14 protein-coding genes are annotated in these 16196 nt (G+C 67.8%); 10 read left to right on the top strand and 4 right to left on the bottom strand.

Annotated features, from left to right (window positions below; translation table 11 throughout):
• Window positions 1-77 precede the first annotated feature (77 nt).
• Complete coding sequence (locus tag Q0C57_RS02975) at window positions 78-1058, top strand: aldo/keto reductase (RefSeq protein WP_296571866.1); 981 nt, start codon at window positions 78-80, stop codon at window positions 1056-1058.
• A gap of 208 nt (window positions 1059-1266) precedes the next feature.
• Here Q0C57_RS02975 and Q0C57_RS02970 read toward each other — a convergent pair whose 3' ends face one another.
• The 3 genes from Q0C57_RS02970 to Q0C57_RS02960 are packed head-to-tail and all read right to left on the bottom strand — an operon-like array spanning window position 1267 to window position 3490.
• Window positions 1267-1581 carry an NIPSNAP family protein gene (locus Q0C57_RS02970; RefSeq protein ID WP_296571864.1) on the bottom strand — a complete coding sequence of 105 codons (315 nt, stop codon included), beginning with the start codon at window positions 1579-1581 and terminating at the stop codon, window positions 1267-1269.
• A gap of 4 nt (window positions 1582-1585) precedes the next feature.
• Window positions 1586-2158 (bottom strand): cupin domain-containing protein, encoded by a 573-nt coding sequence (locus Q0C57_RS02965; RefSeq protein WP_296571861.1) that lies wholly within the window; start codon window positions 2156-2158, stop codon window positions 1586-1588.
• Between the two features lie 3 nt (window positions 2159-2161).
• Window positions 2162-3490, bottom strand: coding sequence for an FAD-binding oxidoreductase (locus Q0C57_RS02960; protein ID WP_296571858.1), 1329 nt, complete (start codon window positions 3488-3490; stop codon window positions 2162-2164).
• 338 nt (window positions 3491-3828) lie between these two features.
• On the opposite strand from Q0C57_RS02960, the gene Q0C57_RS02955 reads away from it, so the two are divergent.
• The 8 genes from Q0C57_RS02955 to Q0C57_RS02920 all read left to right on the top strand — a co-directional run bounded on the left by Q0C57_RS02955 (window position 3829) and on the right by Q0C57_RS02920 (window position 12738).
• Window positions 3829-4677 carry a VOC family protein gene (locus tag Q0C57_RS02955; RefSeq protein WP_296571855.1) on the top strand — a complete coding sequence of 283 codons (849 nt, stop codon included), beginning with the start codon at window positions 3829-3831 and terminating at the stop codon, window positions 4675-4677.
• Window positions 4678-4771: 94 nt separating this feature from the next.
• Window positions 4772-6370 (top strand): ABC transporter substrate-binding protein, encoded by a 1599-nt coding sequence (locus tag Q0C57_RS02950; protein ID WP_296571852.1) that lies wholly within the window; start codon window positions 4772-4774, stop codon window positions 6368-6370.
• Between the two features lie 29 nt (window positions 6371-6399).
• Window positions 6400-7377 carry an ABC transporter permease gene (locus Q0C57_RS02945; protein WP_296571847.1) on the top strand — a complete coding sequence of 326 codons (978 nt, stop codon included), beginning with the start codon at window positions 6400-6402 and terminating at the stop codon, window positions 7375-7377.
• 3 nt (window positions 7378-7380) lie between these two features.
• On the top strand, window positions 7381-8211 hold the full coding sequence (locus Q0C57_RS02940) for an ABC transporter permease (RefSeq protein ID WP_296571845.1): 831 nt from the start codon (window positions 7381-7383) through the stop codon (window positions 8209-8211).
• Window positions 8212-8213: 2 nt separating this feature from the next.
• Window positions 8214-9836 (top strand): ABC transporter ATP-binding protein, encoded by a 1623-nt coding sequence (locus tag Q0C57_RS02935; RefSeq protein ID WP_296571842.1) that lies wholly within the window; start codon window positions 8214-8216, stop codon window positions 9834-9836.
• Window positions 9837-9944: 108 nt separating this feature from the next.
• Window positions 9945-11261 (top strand): nicotinate phosphoribosyltransferase, encoded by a 1317-nt coding sequence (locus tag Q0C57_RS02930; RefSeq protein WP_296571839.1) that lies wholly within the window; start codon window positions 9945-9947, stop codon window positions 11259-11261.
• Window positions 11262-11293: 32 nt separating this feature from the next.
• Window positions 11294-12094, top strand: coding sequence for an SDR family NAD(P)-dependent oxidoreductase (locus Q0C57_RS02925; protein WP_296571836.1), 801 nt, complete (start codon window positions 11294-11296; stop codon window positions 12092-12094).
• 71 nt (window positions 12095-12165) lie between these two features.
• Complete coding sequence (locus tag Q0C57_RS02920; RefSeq protein WP_296571832.1) at window positions 12166-12738, top strand: Uma2 family endonuclease; 573 nt, start codon at window positions 12166-12168, stop codon at window positions 12736-12738.
• Window positions 12739-12740: 2 nt separating this feature from the next.
• Here Q0C57_RS02920 and Q0C57_RS02915 read toward each other — a convergent pair whose 3' ends face one another.
• Window positions 12741-15074 (bottom strand): bifunctional salicylyl-CoA 5-hydroxylase/oxidoreductase, encoded by a 2334-nt coding sequence (locus tag Q0C57_RS02915; protein WP_296571830.1) that lies wholly within the window; start codon window positions 15072-15074, stop codon window positions 12741-12743.
• 335 nt (window positions 15075-15409) lie between these two features.
• Here Q0C57_RS02915 and Q0C57_RS02910 point away from each other — a divergent pair, with 335 nt between their 5' ends.
• Window positions 15410-16192, top strand: coding sequence for an SDR family NAD(P)-dependent oxidoreductase (locus Q0C57_RS02910; RefSeq protein ID WP_296571827.1), 783 nt, complete (start codon window positions 15410-15412; stop codon window positions 16190-16192).
• Window positions 16193-16196: the final 4 nt, after the last annotated feature.

The raw sequence follows: 16196 nt of genomic DNA, 5'->3' as shown, positions 1-16196 counted from the left end.
AGGTCCCTGCGCCGCCGCCGTTTCCGCGGCGGCCGCGGCGCGCTAGACCTCCCGTCCCGCCCCCTGAGGACCGCCCCATGGACACCGTGAAGCTCGGCCGCACCGGCCTCGACGTCTCCCGCCTCTGCCTCGGCTGCATGACCTATGGCGCCCCCGACATGGGCGCCCATCCCTGGTCCATGGGGGAGACCGAGAGCCGCCCCTTCATCCGGCGGGCGCTCGACCTCGGCATCAATTTCTTCGACACGGCCAATGTCTATTCCCTCGGCTCCAGCGAGGAGATCGTCGGCAAGGCGCTGAAGGACATGGCGCGGCGCGACGACATCGTCATCGCCACCAAGGTCTTCAACCGCATGCGCCCGGGGCCCAACGGCGCCGGCCTGTCGCGCAAGGCGATCATGACCGAGATCGACCATTCGCTGCGGCGCCTCGGCACCGACTATGTCGACCTCTACCAGATCCACCGCTTCGATTACGACACGCCGATCGAGGAGACGCTGGAGGCGCTCCACGACGTGGTGAAGGCCGGCAAGGCCCGCTATATCGGCGCCTCCTCCATGAGCGCCTGGCGCTTCATGAAGATGCTGAAGACCTCCGAGGCCCATGGCTGGACGCGCTTTTCCACCATGCAGAACTACGTCAACCTGCTCTACCGCGAGGAGGAGCGCGAGATGCTGCCGCTCTGCCGTGAGGAGGGGATCGGCGTCATCCCCTGGAGCCCGCTCGCCCGCGGCCGCCTCACCCGCGACTGGGAGGAGGGCAGCGCCCGTGCCGAGACCGACGATTTCGGCAAGACGCTCTATGCCGCCACCGCCGCCGCCGACCGCAAGGTGGTCGAGGCGGTGGCCGCCGTCGCCAAGGCGCGCGGCATCCCGCGGGCGCAGGTGGCGCTCGCCTGGGTGCTGCAGAAGCCCGGCATCACCGCGCCCATCATCGGCGCCAGCAAGATGGGCCACCTCGACGATGCCGTGGCGGCCCTCAAGGTGAAGCTCACGGCCGAGGAGATCGCGACGCTGGAAGGTGCCTATGTGCCGCATGCCGTGGTGGGATTCAAATAGGGGCTGGAGGGGCGCGACGGGCGCCGCTCTCCACCTCTCGCACCACCTTTCCGTCATGCCCGCCCATGTGGCGGGCATCCACGACTTGAACGCCGCACTTCGAAAGGAATTCGTGGATGCCCGGGCCGCGCCCGGGCATGACGCGGGGAGGGCGATGTGAGCCTTCAGGCGGCGGTCAGTCCATCGCGAACGAGAGCCCGTCCCGCCCCTACCGCAACGGCGAGAACCGCGTCGGCCTGAGAAACCGCACGTGCTGGGTCTCCACCAGCCCCTTCACCTTGGCGAGATAGGCCTGCCAGCGCGGGTCGGCCATCATCCGGTCGCGGCGGGCGAGCCGGTCGTCGAGGCTCTCGTAGGACCACCAGGCCACCACGTGGTTCAGCTCCGCCGTCTCCGAGGTGAAATAGCCGTGGAACGTGCCGAGCAGCTCCTGCTGGATCGGCAGGCCGTGCTCCTCGTAGAGCCCGACGAATTCCGCCACGTGCCCGGTCTTGATGCGGTAGTCGCGCTCCTCGACGATCATGGTCCTATCCTGTCTTCGTCGGAGACGCATTTCCTTCGCGCGAACCGGTGCCCGCTTCGCTCGGAAATGCTTGGGGATTATGTGACGGATCCGCCCAGCCGAAGACGGTGCGCTTCTCGATTTCGGCGACGTCGGCGGGGCGCGGGAAAGGCTCCGGCGCCGGCTGTCCCGGCACCCGCTCGCGGCCGATGGCGGCGAAGAAATCCTCCAGCCCGCCCGGCATCAGGAACCAGACGAAGCTCATCGGCTCCGGGCCGGGATTGACGAAGCCGTGCTTGCGGTCGCGGCCGATGAAGACCGTCGACCCCGCCTCCATCGGGATGTCCTCGCCGTCGATGCGGGCGAAGCCCTTGCCCGCGGTGAGGTGGATCACCTCCTCGTGCTGGTCATGGGTGTGCTCGCGGATATGGCAGCCCGGCGCCACGGTCTGAGTCCCCATGGCGAAGCGGCTGTCCGAGGTGATCGTCTTCGGGTTGAGGATGCAGCGCACAAAGCCGTTGGCCGGCACGGGCTGCCAGTAGGAGGGGCTTTCCTCCGGGCCGAAGACCTTCACCTCGCCGGGCACGGGCGCGCTCATGGCTCAGATCTCCTGTGCGTCGAGGCGGCGGTAGAGCGGCAGCGCGAAGGGCGCGATGCGCCGGATGATCGGCTGGAAGGGCTGCGGCTTCGGCTCCGAGAAGGGCAGGCCGAGTTCGCTCTCCGGCACGCCCTGGGTGACCTTCGCGAGCTCCCGGCCGAGCGCGACCGAGAGCGCCACGGCGCGGCCGTTGCAGCCGGCCCAGGCATAGCCATCGGGACCGAGCCGGTGGAACCGGGGGAAACCGGCGATATGGGGCTTCAGGAGGTTGTCCGGCGTCATGCCCACATAGCCCGACCAGACGAAATCGAACTCGACATCGCCGATCTGCGGCCAGAGCTTTTTCAGGCGCTCGGCGAGATAGGGCCTCAGATTGTCGCCGCCGGCGCCGGGAAACATGGCGGCGCCGCCGGTGACCAGCCGGTTGCGCGCGTCCCAGCGGCAGAAATAGAGCTCGCGATGGGTGTCCGACATGGCCTGCCGGTCGGGGATGATCGACTTGGCGACATTGTCGCTGATCGGCCGCGTCGCCATCTGCCAGGACAGGACCGGGATCACCTCGCGCGCGATGGCGGGATTGAGCGTGTCGCTGAACTCGCCGGTATAGGCATTGGTGGCGAGCACCAGGGCCTTGGCCGTGACCTGGCCCTTCTCGGTCTTGACCACCCAGCTGTCGCCGACCCGCCCATAGGACTGCACCGGCGAGCGCGCGCGGATCACCGCGCCGAGCCTGAGGGCGACCTCGGCGAGGCCGCGGGCGAGGGCGAGCGGGTTGATATGGCCGCCGGTGCGGTTCCAGAACCCGCCGAACCAGGCTTCCGAGCCCAGCATCCGCGCCATGGCCTCACGGTCGAGCAGCTCGACCGGCGCGCCGAGCGCCGACCATTCCCTCACCCGCTTCTCGGCGATCTTGAACCGTCCGGGCGAATGGACCGGCTGCACCCAGCCGGCCTGCTCGGCCTCGGCCGGGATGTCATATTTGCGGACGGTGTCGAAGAGATATTGCGCCGCGTCGCGCAGCACCGCGTTGAAGCGCTCGCCGGCCTCGCCATGGCGGGCCGTCATGCCCGAGGGATCATGGCCGGCGAGCGTCGGGATGACCTGGCCGTTGTTGCGGCCCGAGGCGCCCCAGCCCGGCTCCACCGCCTCCACCACGGTGACGGCGACGCCCATCTCGCGCAGGTGGATGGCGGTCGACAGGCCGGTGAAGCCGGCGCCGATCACCACCACGTCGGCGGTCTCGTCTCCCACCAGCGGCGCGAGGGTCGGACCCGGCGGGGCCGTCGCCGCCCAGAGGGACGGCGGCCAGGGAGCCGATGATGTGGACGGCATGGAAGCAATCTCCGCGGAATGTGGCATGATCCATGAAAGCGACCCGGCAGCGCCGCGGCAAGAGCGCGGCCACCGGGCGGGCCCGGCGAGGGCGGCCCGACAGCGCGGGGATCGGGCTACTGCCCAGAGAGTCAGTATGAAATTTTCATTTGTAATGCCTTAAGAAGAAAAATGATATCGTTTGTATCTTAAAAATCCACTTCCAAAAGAATAATATGCTAGACCAGCTATGTGTGCCGAGCAGCCGTGACCCGGCAAATCTGCCGCCCTCGCCGCGTTGCCTCCGCCGCCATGTTGGGGTCAAGTGCCCACACAATGATCAGGGGAGGGCTGTTGCCATGCCGCTCAAGCATATTCTCGGCGCCGACCATGTGGTGGTCACAGTGCGTGATCTCGACGCCGCCGCCAAGGCTTGGGAGGGCATCGGCTTTTCCATGTCGCCGCGCGGCACCCATTCGCCCCATCTGGGGACCGGCAACTACACCACCATGTTCGCCGACGATTATCTCGAACTGCTCGGCGTCCTCACCGAGACCGACCAGAACAAGCCGACGCGCGACTTCCTCGCCCGGCGCGAGGGCATCGAGCGCACCGCCTTCACCACCGACGATGCAGCGGCCGGCGCCGAAGAGCTGAAGGCGCGCGGCCTCGTGCCGCTCGGCCCGGTCCATTTCGGCCGTCCGGTCGACCTTCCCGGTGGCGGCACCGGGGAAGCCAAGTTCAACGTCTTCCGCTGGCCCCTGGATCAGAATCCCGGCGGCATGCGCATCTTCGCCTGTCAGCACCTGACGCGCGACACGGTCTGGATCCCGGAGATCATGACCCATGCCAACGGCGCCAGGCGCATCGCCCGCATCGAGATCCTCACCGCCGATCCGAAGGCGGCCGCCGCAAAGATGGCCGGCCTGATCGACGAGCCGGCGACCGAGACGCCGGACGGCTGGCGCGTGCCCTCGGGCGGCAAGCGCGCCGACTTCCGTTTCTATGACGCCAAGACCTTCGCGGCGCTCTATCCCGCCGCCATCCGCGAGGGCGCCGCATCGGAAGGCGCCGTCGCCCTGGTCATCGCCACCGACGATCTTGCCAAGGCTGCGAAGGCCTCGGGCGGCATCGCCCATGGCGAGGAGACGGTCAGCGTGCCGGCCTCCCGCGCCAATGGCGTCATCGTCAGCTTCGTGCCCCATTGAGCGGCACGACGACCCCGCGACCAGTTCGGCGATTGACGGTCTATCCGCAGTCGCCCATCGTGAAATCTGTCTTGCCTGCCGCTAGGAGAGCTCCATGAACTTCACCCGCCGCGCAGCCCTGATGACCTCGGCCGCCATCGCCGCCAATGTCGTCGATCCCTTCCGCGCCTTCGCCCAGACAGCTCCGCGCAAGGGCGGCGTCTTCGTCGTCCACTATGGCGCCGAGCAGCGCCAGCTGAACCCCAGCATCCAGGCCTCGACCGGTGTCTATATCGTCAGCGGCAAGATCCAGGAGCCGCTGGTCGATCTCGACGCGGCGGGCAATCCGGTCGGCGTGCTTGCCGAGAGCTGGGAATCCACGCCTGACGGCAAGACCATCACCTTCAAGCTGCGGCGCAACGTCACCTGGCACGATGGCAAGCCCTTCACCTCGGCGGACGTGCAGTTCACCGCCATGGAGATGTGGAAGAAGGTGCTCAACTACGGCACCACGCTGCAGCTCTTCCTGACCGCCGTCGACACGCCCGACCCGCATACCGCCATCTTCCGCTACGAGCGGCCGATGCCGCTCAACCTGCTGCTGCGGGCGCTGCCCGATCTCGGCTACATCACCGCCAAGCACCTCTACGAGAACGGCGACGTCCGCCAGAACCCGCTGAACCTCGCCCCGGTCGGTACCGGCCCGTTCAAGTTCGTCCAGTACGAGCGCGGCCAGCACATCATCGCCGACCGCCATGACGGCTACTGGAAGGGCCCGGCCAATCTCGACCGCATTGTCTGGCGCGTCATCACCGACCGCTCCGCCGCCGCCGCCCAGATGGAGGCCGGACAGCTCCACTATTCGCCCTTCTCCGGCCTGACCATCTCCGACATGGCGCGCCTCGCCAAGGACCGGCGCTTCATCGTCTCGACCAAGGGCAACGAGGGCAATGCCCGCACCAACACGCTGGAGTTCAACTTCCGGCGCCGCGAACTGGCGGACATCAAGGTGCGCCAGGCCATCGCCCATGCCATCAACGTGCCCTTCTTCATCGAGAACTTCCTCGGCGACTTCGCCAAGCTCGGCACCGGCCCGATCCCCTCGGTCTCGACCGATTTCTATCCGGGCCCCAACACGCCGCAATATCCCTATGACAAGGCCCGGGCGATCCGGCTGCTCGACGAGGCGGGTCTGCGCCCCGGCGCCGGCGGCACACGCCTGACGCTGCGCCTGCTCCCGGCGCCCTGGGGCGAGGACATCTCGCTCTGGGCGACCTTCATCCAGCAGTCGCTGGGCGAAGTCGGCATCCGCGTCGAGGTGGTGCGCAACGACGGTGGCGGCTTCCTCAAGTCGGTCTATGCCGACCATGCCTTCGATCTCGCCACCGGCTGGCACCAGTACCGCAACGATCCCGCCGTCTCGACCACGGTCTGGTATCGCTCCGGCCAGCCGGCCGGCGCGCCCTGGACCAACCAGTGGGGCTGGAAGGACGATGTCATCGACAAGGTGATCGATGATGCCGCGACCGAGGTCGATCCGGTCAAGCGCAAGGCGCTCTATGCCGAATTCGTCACCAAGGCCAATGCCGCCCTGCCGCTGTGGATGCCGATCGAGCAGATCTTCGTCACCACGATCACGGCCCGGGCGCGCAACCATTCCAACACGCCGCGCTGGGGGTCCTCGTCCTGGCACGATCTTTGGTTGGCCGAATAGGTCCGCAGCACGGAGCCAGGCCTCATCCCATGCGTGTCCTGAACCTGGCGGGGCGGCGTCTCGCCGCCTCGATCCCGACCTTGATCCTCATCCTCGTCGGCGTGTTCCTGCTGCTGCAGTTCGCGCCGGGCGACACGGTCGACGCCATGATGGCGCAGATGGGCGGCGGCGACGCCCGCACCGCCGAGGACCTGCGCCGCTTCTATGGCCTCGATCTCTCGGTCTCGGCCCAGCTCGGCAATTACCTGTGGCGGCTGGTGCGTTTCGATCTCGGCTTCTCCGCCATCTACGGCAAGCCGGTGGCCACCGTCATCGCCGAGCGCCTGCCGGCGACCATCCTCCTGATGACGGCGTCGCTGTCCTTCGCCTTCTTCTTCGGCCTGATCCTCGGCGTCATCGCCGCCCGCGGCGTCAACAAATGGCCGGATACGCTGATCTCGACCGTCGGCCTGATCTTCTACGCGACGCCGTCCTTCTGGTTCGGCCTGATGGCCATCGTCGTCTTCTCCATCTATCTGCAATGGCTGCCGGCCGGCGGCCTCTCCGACATCACCTCGACGGCGACCGGCATCCGCGCGGTGCTCGACACGGCGCGGCACCTGATCCTGCCGACCCTGACGCTGGGGCTGATCTTCCTCGCCATCTACCTGCGCATCATGCGCGCCTCGATGCTGGAGGTGCTGAACCTCGACTTCGTCCGCACCGCCCGCTCCAAGGGCCTCGACGAGACGCGCATCATCACCCGCCACGTGCTGCGCAACGCGCTTTTGCCGATGGTGACGCTGATCGGCCTGCAGGCGGGCACGATGCTCGGCGGCTCGGTCGTGGTGGAGAGCGTCTTCTCGCTGCCCGGCCTCGGGCGCCTCGCCTATGAGAGCGTCGTCCAGCGCGACCTGAACACGCTGCTGGGCATCATCTTCGTCTCGGCGCTGCTGGTCATCACCGTCAATTTCATCGTCGATCTCATCTATGCGCGCCTCGACCCGCGCATCACCACGGGGGTTTGAGCCGTGGAGATCGTGCGCGCCTATTTCCGCTCCCCGGCGGCCATTGTCGGCCTGTTCCTGCTCCTCGTCGTCATCGCCATGGCGGCGAGTGCCAGCTGGCTCTTCCCGCGTGACCCGCTGGCCCTGGCCGGACGGCCGCTGGTCTGGCCCTTCACCAATCCGCGCTTTCCCCTCGGCACCGACAATTCCGGCCGCGACATCGCCGCCCAGATCTTCTACGGCGCCCGCATCTCGCTGCTGATCGGCGGGGTTGCGACCGTCATCGCCGTCCTCATCGGCATCGTCATCGGCGCCGTCTCGGGCTATTATGGCGGCTGGGTCGACAATGTGCTGATGCGCATCACGGAAGCCTTCCAGACCCTGCCCAACTTCCTTCTGCTGCTCGTCCTGGTCGCTGTCTTCGGCTCGAACATCAACACGGTCATCATCGCCATCGGCATCGTCTCCTGGCCGGCGCCGGCGCGCCTGACACGGGCCGAGTTCCTGTCCCTGCGCAACCGTGAATTCGTCCAGGCCGGCCGCACCCTCGGCCTCAAGGACCTCAAGCTGATCTTCGGCGAGATCCTGCCCAACGCCCTGCCGCCGGTGATCGTCTATGCCAGCGTCGTCATGGCGGTCTCCATCCTGCTGGAGAGCGCCCTGGCCTTCCTGCGCCTCTCCGATCCCAACGTCGCCTCCTGGGGCAATCTCATCGGCCTCGGCCGCGACGTGCTGCGCGTCCAGTGGTACGTCTCGGCCATTCCCGGCATCGCCATCCTCCTCACCGTGCTCGCCGTCTCGCTGGTAGGCCAGGGGCTGAACGACGCGCTCAATCCGCGCCTGAAGGGTCGGTGACCATGGCCCCCGTCCTGACCCTCGAAGGCCTGAGCGTGCGGCTGCCCGCCGGCGCCGACCGCCCGCACGCCATGAAGGATGTTTCGCTCGCCATTGCCGGCAACGAGATCCTCTGCGTGGTCGGCGAGAGCGGCTCCGGCAAGTCGATGACTGCCAATGCCATCATGCGGCTGCTGCCGACCGGCGTGACCATCGATGGCGGCCAGGTTCTGTTCGACGGCCGCGACCTGACGCAGCTGACGGAAGCGGAGATGCGCGCCGTGCGCGGCTCCGGCATCGCCATGATCTTCCAGGAGCCGATGACCGCGCTCAATCCCCTGCGCACCATCGGCGACCAGATCGGCGAGATGTTCGACATCCATACCGGCCTGTCGAAACAGGAGATTGCCGCCAAGGTGCTCGACCTCCTCGCCGAGGTCCGCATTCCCGACCCGAAACTGGCGGCCAGAGCCTATCCGCACGAGCTCTCCGGCGGCCAGCGCCAGCGCGCCATGATCGCCATGGCGCTGGCCCTCGACCCCAAGGTGCTCATCGCCGACGAGCCGACCACCGCCCTCGACGTGACGACGCAGGCGCAGATCCTCAGCCTCATCAAGGACCTGCAGAAGCGCAAGGGTACCGCCGTCCTCTTCATCACCCACGATTTCGGCGTTGTCGCCGAGATCGCCGACCGCGTCGCCGTGATGCAATATGGACTGGTGGTCGAGCAGGGCCCGGCGGTCGAGGTGCTGAACCGCCCGCAGCATGCCTATACCAAGCAGCTCATCGCCGCCGTGCCGCCGCTGAAGGCGCCGCCGCCACGGCCGATCTCCGCCGAACCGATCCTCACCATGCGGAATGTCTCCAAGACCTTCCGCACCGGCGGCTTCCTCGGCCGCGGCGTGCGCGTCACCCATGCGGTCAAGGACGTCTCGCTGGTCCTGCCCAGGGGCGGCACGCTCGGCATCGTCGGCGAATCCGGCTCGGGCAAGTCGACGCTCGCCCGCTGCATCATCCGCCTGATCGATCCCGATACCGGGTCGCTGGTCCTCAATGGGAAGGATCTCGCCAAGCTCAGCCGCGAGCAGATGCGGCAGGAGACCCGTCACATCCAGATGGTGTTCCAGGACCCCTACGGCTCGCTCAACCCGCGCCGCAAGGCCGGCGAACTCGTCGCCCAGGGCCCCATCGTCCACGGCATGGACCGTGCCGCTGCGCTGGCAAAGGCCAAGGAGCTCTTCGGCCTCGTCGGGCTCGATCCCGCCGCGACCGACCGCTATCCGCACGAGTTTTCCGGCGGCCAGCGCCAGCGCATCGGCCTTGCCCGCGCCCTGGCGCTGGAGCCCGAGGTGCTCGTCGCCGACGAAGCGGTCTCCGCCCTCGACGTCTCGGTCCAGGCGCAGGTGCTGCGGCTCCTCGCCGATCTGCGCGAGCGGCTCGGCCTGTCCATCGTCTTCATCACCCACGACCTCAGGGTCGCCGCCCAGGTCTGCGACCTCGTGGCGGTGATGAAGAGCGGCGAGGTGGTCGAGGCCGGCCCCATCGGCGAGGTCTTCGGCAATCCGCAGCATGCCTATACGCAGGCACTCCTCGCCTCCATTCCCGGGCGCGAATTCGGCCTGTCGCGGGATGCGGCGCTGGCCTGACCGCGCCCCGCGCGGCAGCCTTGCATGCCGGTATCCGGCAGGTGACTTTCCAAGGGCTGTCAGGGCTCCTAAGGTCCGCAGCCCTGAAGCGCCACGAGCGGGCCGTCCATGGTCGATATCGCCACCCGGGTCTACAATCACACGTGGAAGCTGGACCCGATCATCCGGTCGCTGCTGGATTCGGACTATTACAAGTTCTCGATGCAGCAGCTCATCCGCCGCTTCCACCCGGAGGTGACGGCGACCTTCGCGCTCAGCAACCGCACCCGGACCATCCGCCTCGCCGAGGTGATCGACGAGCGCGAGCTGCGCGCCCAGCTCGACCATGCCCGCGATCTCAGGTTCAAGCCGAAGGAGCTGATCTGGCTCGCCGGCAACACGTTCTACGGGCGCGAGCGCATCTTTGGCCCTGACTATCTCGCCTTTCTCAAGGATTTCCGCCTGCCGGAGTACCAGCTCGAGAAGCGCGACGGGCAATATGAGCTGACCTTCGCCGGCAAATGGGCCGAGACGACGATGTGGGAGGTCCAGGCCCTCGCCATCATCAACGAGCTGCGCGCCCGCGCCACCATGCGCACCCTGTCGAAGCTCGAACTCGACATCCTCTACGCCAATGCCAAGGCCAAGGCCTGGGAGAAGATCAAGCGCCTGCGCCGCCTGAAGGACGAGGTCGGCACGCTGAAGATCTCCGATTTCGGCACCCGCCGCCGCCACGGCTTCCTCTGGCAGCAATGGATGATGGAGGCCATGGCCGACGCCCTCGGCCCCGACGTCTTCACCGGCACCTCCAACATGAAGCTCGCCATGGATCTCGGCCTCGAGGCTATCGGCACCAATGCCCATGAACTGCCCATGGTCTACGGCGCCCTGGCGAAAACCGACGAGGACCTGCTCAAGGCGCCCTACAAGGTGCTGGAGGACTGGGCGCGCATCTATGACCAGAACATGCGCATCATCCTGCCGGACTGTTTCGGCACGGCGCATTTCCTTGCCCATGCTCCCGACTGGGTCGCCGACTGGACCGGTGCGCGGCCCGATTCCAAGGACCCGACCGAGGGCACCGAGGAACTCGTCGCCTGGTGGCGCGCCAAGGGCCGCGACCCCGCTAAGAAGCTCGTCATTCTCTCCGATGGCATGGACATCGATTCCATCGAGGCGACGGCCCGCCGCTTCACCGGCGAGGTGCGCATCGGCTACGGCTGGGGCACCAACCTGACCAACGACTTCAAGGGCTGCGTGCCCAACGGCGATCCCGACGCGCTGGCGCCGATCTCGGTCGTCTGCAAGGTGGTCGAGGCCAATGGCCGTCCGGCGGTGAAGCTCTCCGACAACCCGCTGAAGGCGACGGGACCGGAAGACGAGATCGCCCGCTATCGCCGCGTCTTCGGCACGATCGGCATGAAAGCCCATCCCGTCCTCGTGTGACGGCGGCACACCCACCCAGCGGAGCCCAACCCATGCATGACCTCACCGGCAAGGTGGCCTTCATCTCCGGAGCCGGCTCGGCGGGGGAGGGCTGGGGCAACGGCAAGGCCACCGCCGTGCTGCTCGCCCGCCAGGGCGCCACCGTCTACGGCACCGACATCACGCTCGCCGCGGCGGAAGAGACGCAGCGGCTGATCGCGGCGGAGGGCGGCACCGCCGTCGCCCGCGCCGTCGATATGACGCAGGCCGGGGAGGTCGAGGCGGCCGTCGCCGACTGCCTCGCCCGCTTCGGGCGCATCGACATCCTGATCAACAATGTCGGGGGATCGGCGCCGGGAGACCCGGTGACCATGAGCGAGGAGGTCTGGGACCTTCAGCTCGACCTCAACCTGAAGACCGCTTTCCTCGCCTGCAAACACGTCATCCCGGCGATGCAGCGGCAGGGCGGCGGCGCCATCGTCAACCTGTCGTCCATCGCCGGCGTCCGCATCCTGCCCGACCGGCCGCACGTCGCCTACACCACGACCAAGCTCGGCATCCTCGGCTTCTCGCGCTCCATCGCGGTGACCTATGCCAAGCAGGCCATCCGCTGCAACACGGTCATCCCCGGCCTCATGCACACGCCGCTGGTCGAGCACCGGCTGGCGAAGCAGGTCGCCGGCGGCGACGTCGCCGCGCTCATCGCCTCCCGCAACGCCCAGGTGCCGACGGGCAGGATGGGCGACGCCTGGGACGTGGCGCAGGCCGTGCTGTTCCTCGTCTCCGACGAGGCGCGCTATGTCACCGCGGCGGAGATCGCCGTGGATGGCGGGCTGTCGGCGGCGAGCCGGTAGAAGCTTGCGGCCCGGCTCGGGGTCAATACATCCCGTACCAACGGTGCTATCCTCAATGCCGAGGTCAGCCCATGAACGTGATGGTCACACAGGGAGCCGAGGGACTGCCGCGACGGGCATTCACCGTCGAGGACGCCTTCCGCATGCTGGAAACGGGCATTCTCCAGGACAATGAGAGGGTCGAGCTGATCGAGGGAGAGTTCGTCCCGATGAACGCGAAGAACCGCATCCATCAGCGCCTTCAGGACGATCTCATCATGGCCCTCGCCCGCCTGCTGCCCCGGGGGTTCCGCGTCGGCACCGAGCCGACGCTGCAACTTTCCGAGACGACGTTCCTCGCGCCCGACCTCGTCATCTACCGCGACTTCAGCGGCGAGCGGCTGACACCTGCTGACGTGTTGCTCGTGGTCGAGGTTGCCGACACGAGCCTTGCCTTCGATCTCGGTCGCAAGGCCGAACTGATGGCAGTCCATGGCGTGGCGGACTATTGGGTGGTCGACGCCCACACGCTCGCGGTCACCATCCATCGCGAGCCGCGTGCCGACGGCTATGGCGCCATCCGCCGCCTCGGCGCAACGGATCCGCTTGAGCCCGCCCATCCCGACCTCGCGGCCCTGTCCTTCCGCCTCGCTGATCTCGGCTGAGCCTATTCCGCCGCGGCCTTCCGCGCGAAACTCCCCCGCGCGTGCCGCTTCGGCTTCGCCGCGACCTTCAGCGCCTCGAAATCCGCCCGGTCCTTCACCGCATTGCGCAGCGCCTGGTCCTTGCCCGGCTGATATTGCGGCGGCTGGTGGAGGTCGACGCCGTACCAGGCCGCCGCCTTCAACATGAAGGCGGGATCGGCGAGATGGGGCCGCCCCAGCGCCACCAGATCGGCGCGGCCGGCGGCGAGGATCGTGTTCATTTGGTCGGCCGAGGTGATGTTGCCGACGCACATGGTTTTCACCTCGGCCACGTTGCGGATGGCGTCGGAGAACGGCGTCTGGAACATGCGGCCATAGACCGGCCGGCTCTTCGGCGAGGTCTGCCCCGTCGAGACGTCGACGAGGTCGACGCCGGCCTCGGCAAAGGCGCGGGCGATGGCGATGCTGTCCGCTTCCGTGATGCCGCCCTCGGCCCAGTCGGTGGCCGAGATGCGCACCGCCATGGGCTTGTCCGCTGGCCAGGCTGCGCGCATGGCGGCGAAGACGCGGAGCGGGAAGCGCAGGCGGTTGGCGAGGCTGCCGCCATAGGCGTCGGTCCGCTCGTTGGTCAGCGGCGACAGGAAGGAGGCGAGGAGATAACCGTGGGCGCAGTGCAGCTCCAGCATGTCGAAGCCGCAGCGTGCCGCCCGTTCCGTCGCGGCGACGAACTCGGCGGTGATGCGCGCCATGCCGGCCTCGTCCAGCTCCGCCGGCACCTGGCTGTCGGGGTAATAGGGCAGGGGGGAGGCGGAGACGATCGGCCAGGCGCCGGCAGGCAATGGCCGGTCCATGCCCTCCCACATCAGCTTCGTCGCGCCCTTGCGGCCGGCATGGCCGAGCTGCAGGCAGAGTTTCGCCTGCGAGTTCTGATGAGCGAAGGCGACGATGCGCGTCCAGGCCGCCTCCTGCTCGTCGGACCAGAGCCCCGCGCAGCCAGGCGTGATGCGGGCGTCGGGGGCGACGCAGACCATCTCGGTGTAGACGAGGCCGGCGCCGCCGATGGCGCGGGCGCCGTAATGCACGACGTGCCAGTCGGTCGGCATGCCCTCCACCGCCGAATACATGCACATGGGCGAGACGACGGCGCGGTTCGCCACCGTCATTCCGCGGAGCGTCAGCGGCTGGAACAGCGGCGGGCGGGGCTTCTCGATGTCAGCACCGGGAACGCCTTCCGCGAACATCCGGTCGGTTTCGGCGACGAAGTCGGGGGCACGCAGCTTGAGGTTCTCGTAGGTGATGGCCTTGGAGCGCGTCATCAGGCCGAAGGCGAACTGCCGCGGGTCCATGTCCCAGAACCGGTCGACATGCTCGAACCAGACGAGCGAGACGTCCGCCGCGTGCTGGGTGCGCTCCACCTCCTCGCGGCGGTCGGTCTCGTAGGCCTTGAGCGCCTCCGCCACCGTGCCCTTCGCGCGGAAGGCGTCGAAGAGCGCGATGGAATCCTCCATGGCGAGCTTGGTGCCGGCGCCGATGGAGAAATGCGCCGTGCCCTTGGCATCGCCCATGAGGACCACGTTGTCCTTCACCCAGCGCTTCGAGCGGATCATCGGGAATTGCCGCCACAACGAGCGGTTGGTGATGAGCGGATGGCCGGCGAGCTCCTCGGCGAAGACGCCCTCGAGGAAGCGGGCGGATTGTTCCTCGTCCATGCGGTCGAGGCCGGCGCGGGCGAAAGTCGCCGGATCGGTCTCGATCACCCAGGTCGAGCGGCCCGGCTCGTATTGGTAGGTATGGGCGATGAAAATGCCGTCGTCCGTCTCGCGGAAGAAGAAGGTGAAGGCGTCGAGCTCGCGGGTGGAGCCGAGCCAGGTGAAGCGGTTGGGGCGCAGATCCACCTCGGGCTGGAAATGGTCGCGGCTCGCCTCGCGGATGCGCGAATTGATGCCGTCGGCGGCGACCACGAGATCGTAAGCCGCGAAGGTCTCGAGGCTCGGATCGATCTCGGTCTGGAACTCCATGGCGACGCCCAACTGGCGGGCGCGGTTCTGCAACAGGATCAGCAGCGTCTGGCGCGAGCAGCCGCAGAAGCCGTTGCCGCCGATGCGGTGCACCGTGTCCTTGAAGCGGACTTCGATATCGTCCCAGTAGGCGAAATTCTCGGTGATGGCGCGGTAGCTCTCGGCGTCGTAGCGCTCGAAAATGTCGAGCGTCGCGTCGGAGAAGACGACGCCGAAGCCGAACGTGTCGTCCGGGCGGTTGCGCTCGAAGACGGTGATGTCCGCCGCCGGCTGCCACTTCTTCATCAGGATGGCGAAATAGAGCCCGCCCGGTCCGCCGCCGATCACCGCGATGCGCATGGCCATCTCCCTTTTCGGCCTGCCGCCCGGCATCAGCCGAGTGCGTCCTTCGAGGCTCGCTTCGCTCGCACCTCAGGATGAGGGGGGGCGAGCATGGCAGGAATGGGCGCTCCAGACTCGCATCATGCCCGATGCAGGTCTGTCCGGTCCTCATCCTGAGGTGCGAGCAACGGCGACGCGGCAGCATCGTCCGGTGCGAGCCTCGAAGGACGCACTGCCGCTCGTGCAGGTCGTCATGCAAAATAGTTTAGGCTTAAAATAATCGCCGGCAAGGAGCGCAAAGGCTCTTGCTCCAAAATATTTGAAGCTTAAAACATTCGCGGGAGGAGGCCTTGATGCCGTCGGACCCCGCCGCCCTTTCCTCTGCGCTGGCGCCGCTCGCGGCCAGGCGCGCCCTCGTCACCGGCGGCGGACGCGGCATCGGCCGGGCCATCGCCGCGGCGCTGACGGGCCAGGGCGCCGAGGTCATCGTGCTCGGCCGGAGCCGCGGGCCGCTCGACGAGGCTGTTGCAGCCGGTCACGCCACCCGCGCCATCGCCTGCGACGTCACCGACCGCCCCGCCTTTCTCGCGGCGCTGCGCGAGGTGGGCGACCTCGACATCTTCGTCAGCAATGCCGGCCATGCCGAGACCGCGCCGCTCAGGCGCATGGATGGCGCGCTGTTCGACCGCATGATCGCGCTGAACCTCACCGCCGTCTTCGACGGCATCCACGCCGTCCTCCCGGGCATGGTGGCGCGGGGCACGGGGCGCATCGTCTCCGTCGCTTCCACCGCCGGCCTCACCGGCTACCCCTATGTCTCCGCCTATTGCGCGGCGAAGCACGGCGTCGTCGGCCTCACCCGCGCGCTTGCCAGAGAGGTCGCGACCTCTGGCGTCACGGTCAATTGCGTCTGCCCCGGCTTCACCGAGACCGACCTCGTCGCCGGCTCCATCGACACCATCGTCGCCAGGACAGGCCGCAGCCCCGAGGCCGCGCTCGCCGACCTCACCAGGACCATGCCCATCGGCCGCCTGATCAAGCCGGAGGAGGTGGCAGCCGCCGTCCTCTGGCTCGTCTCGGACGCCGCCGCCGCCGTCACCGGCCTCGCTCTGCCGGTGGCGGGCGGAGAGATCTGAGGAC

Source organism: Phreatobacter sp. (genome assembly GCF_022843985.1).
GTDB lineage: Bacteria > Pseudomonadota > Alphaproteobacteria > Rhizobiales > Phreatobacteraceae > Phreatobacter.
This window is presented reverse-complemented; position numbering and strand designations above follow the sequence as displayed.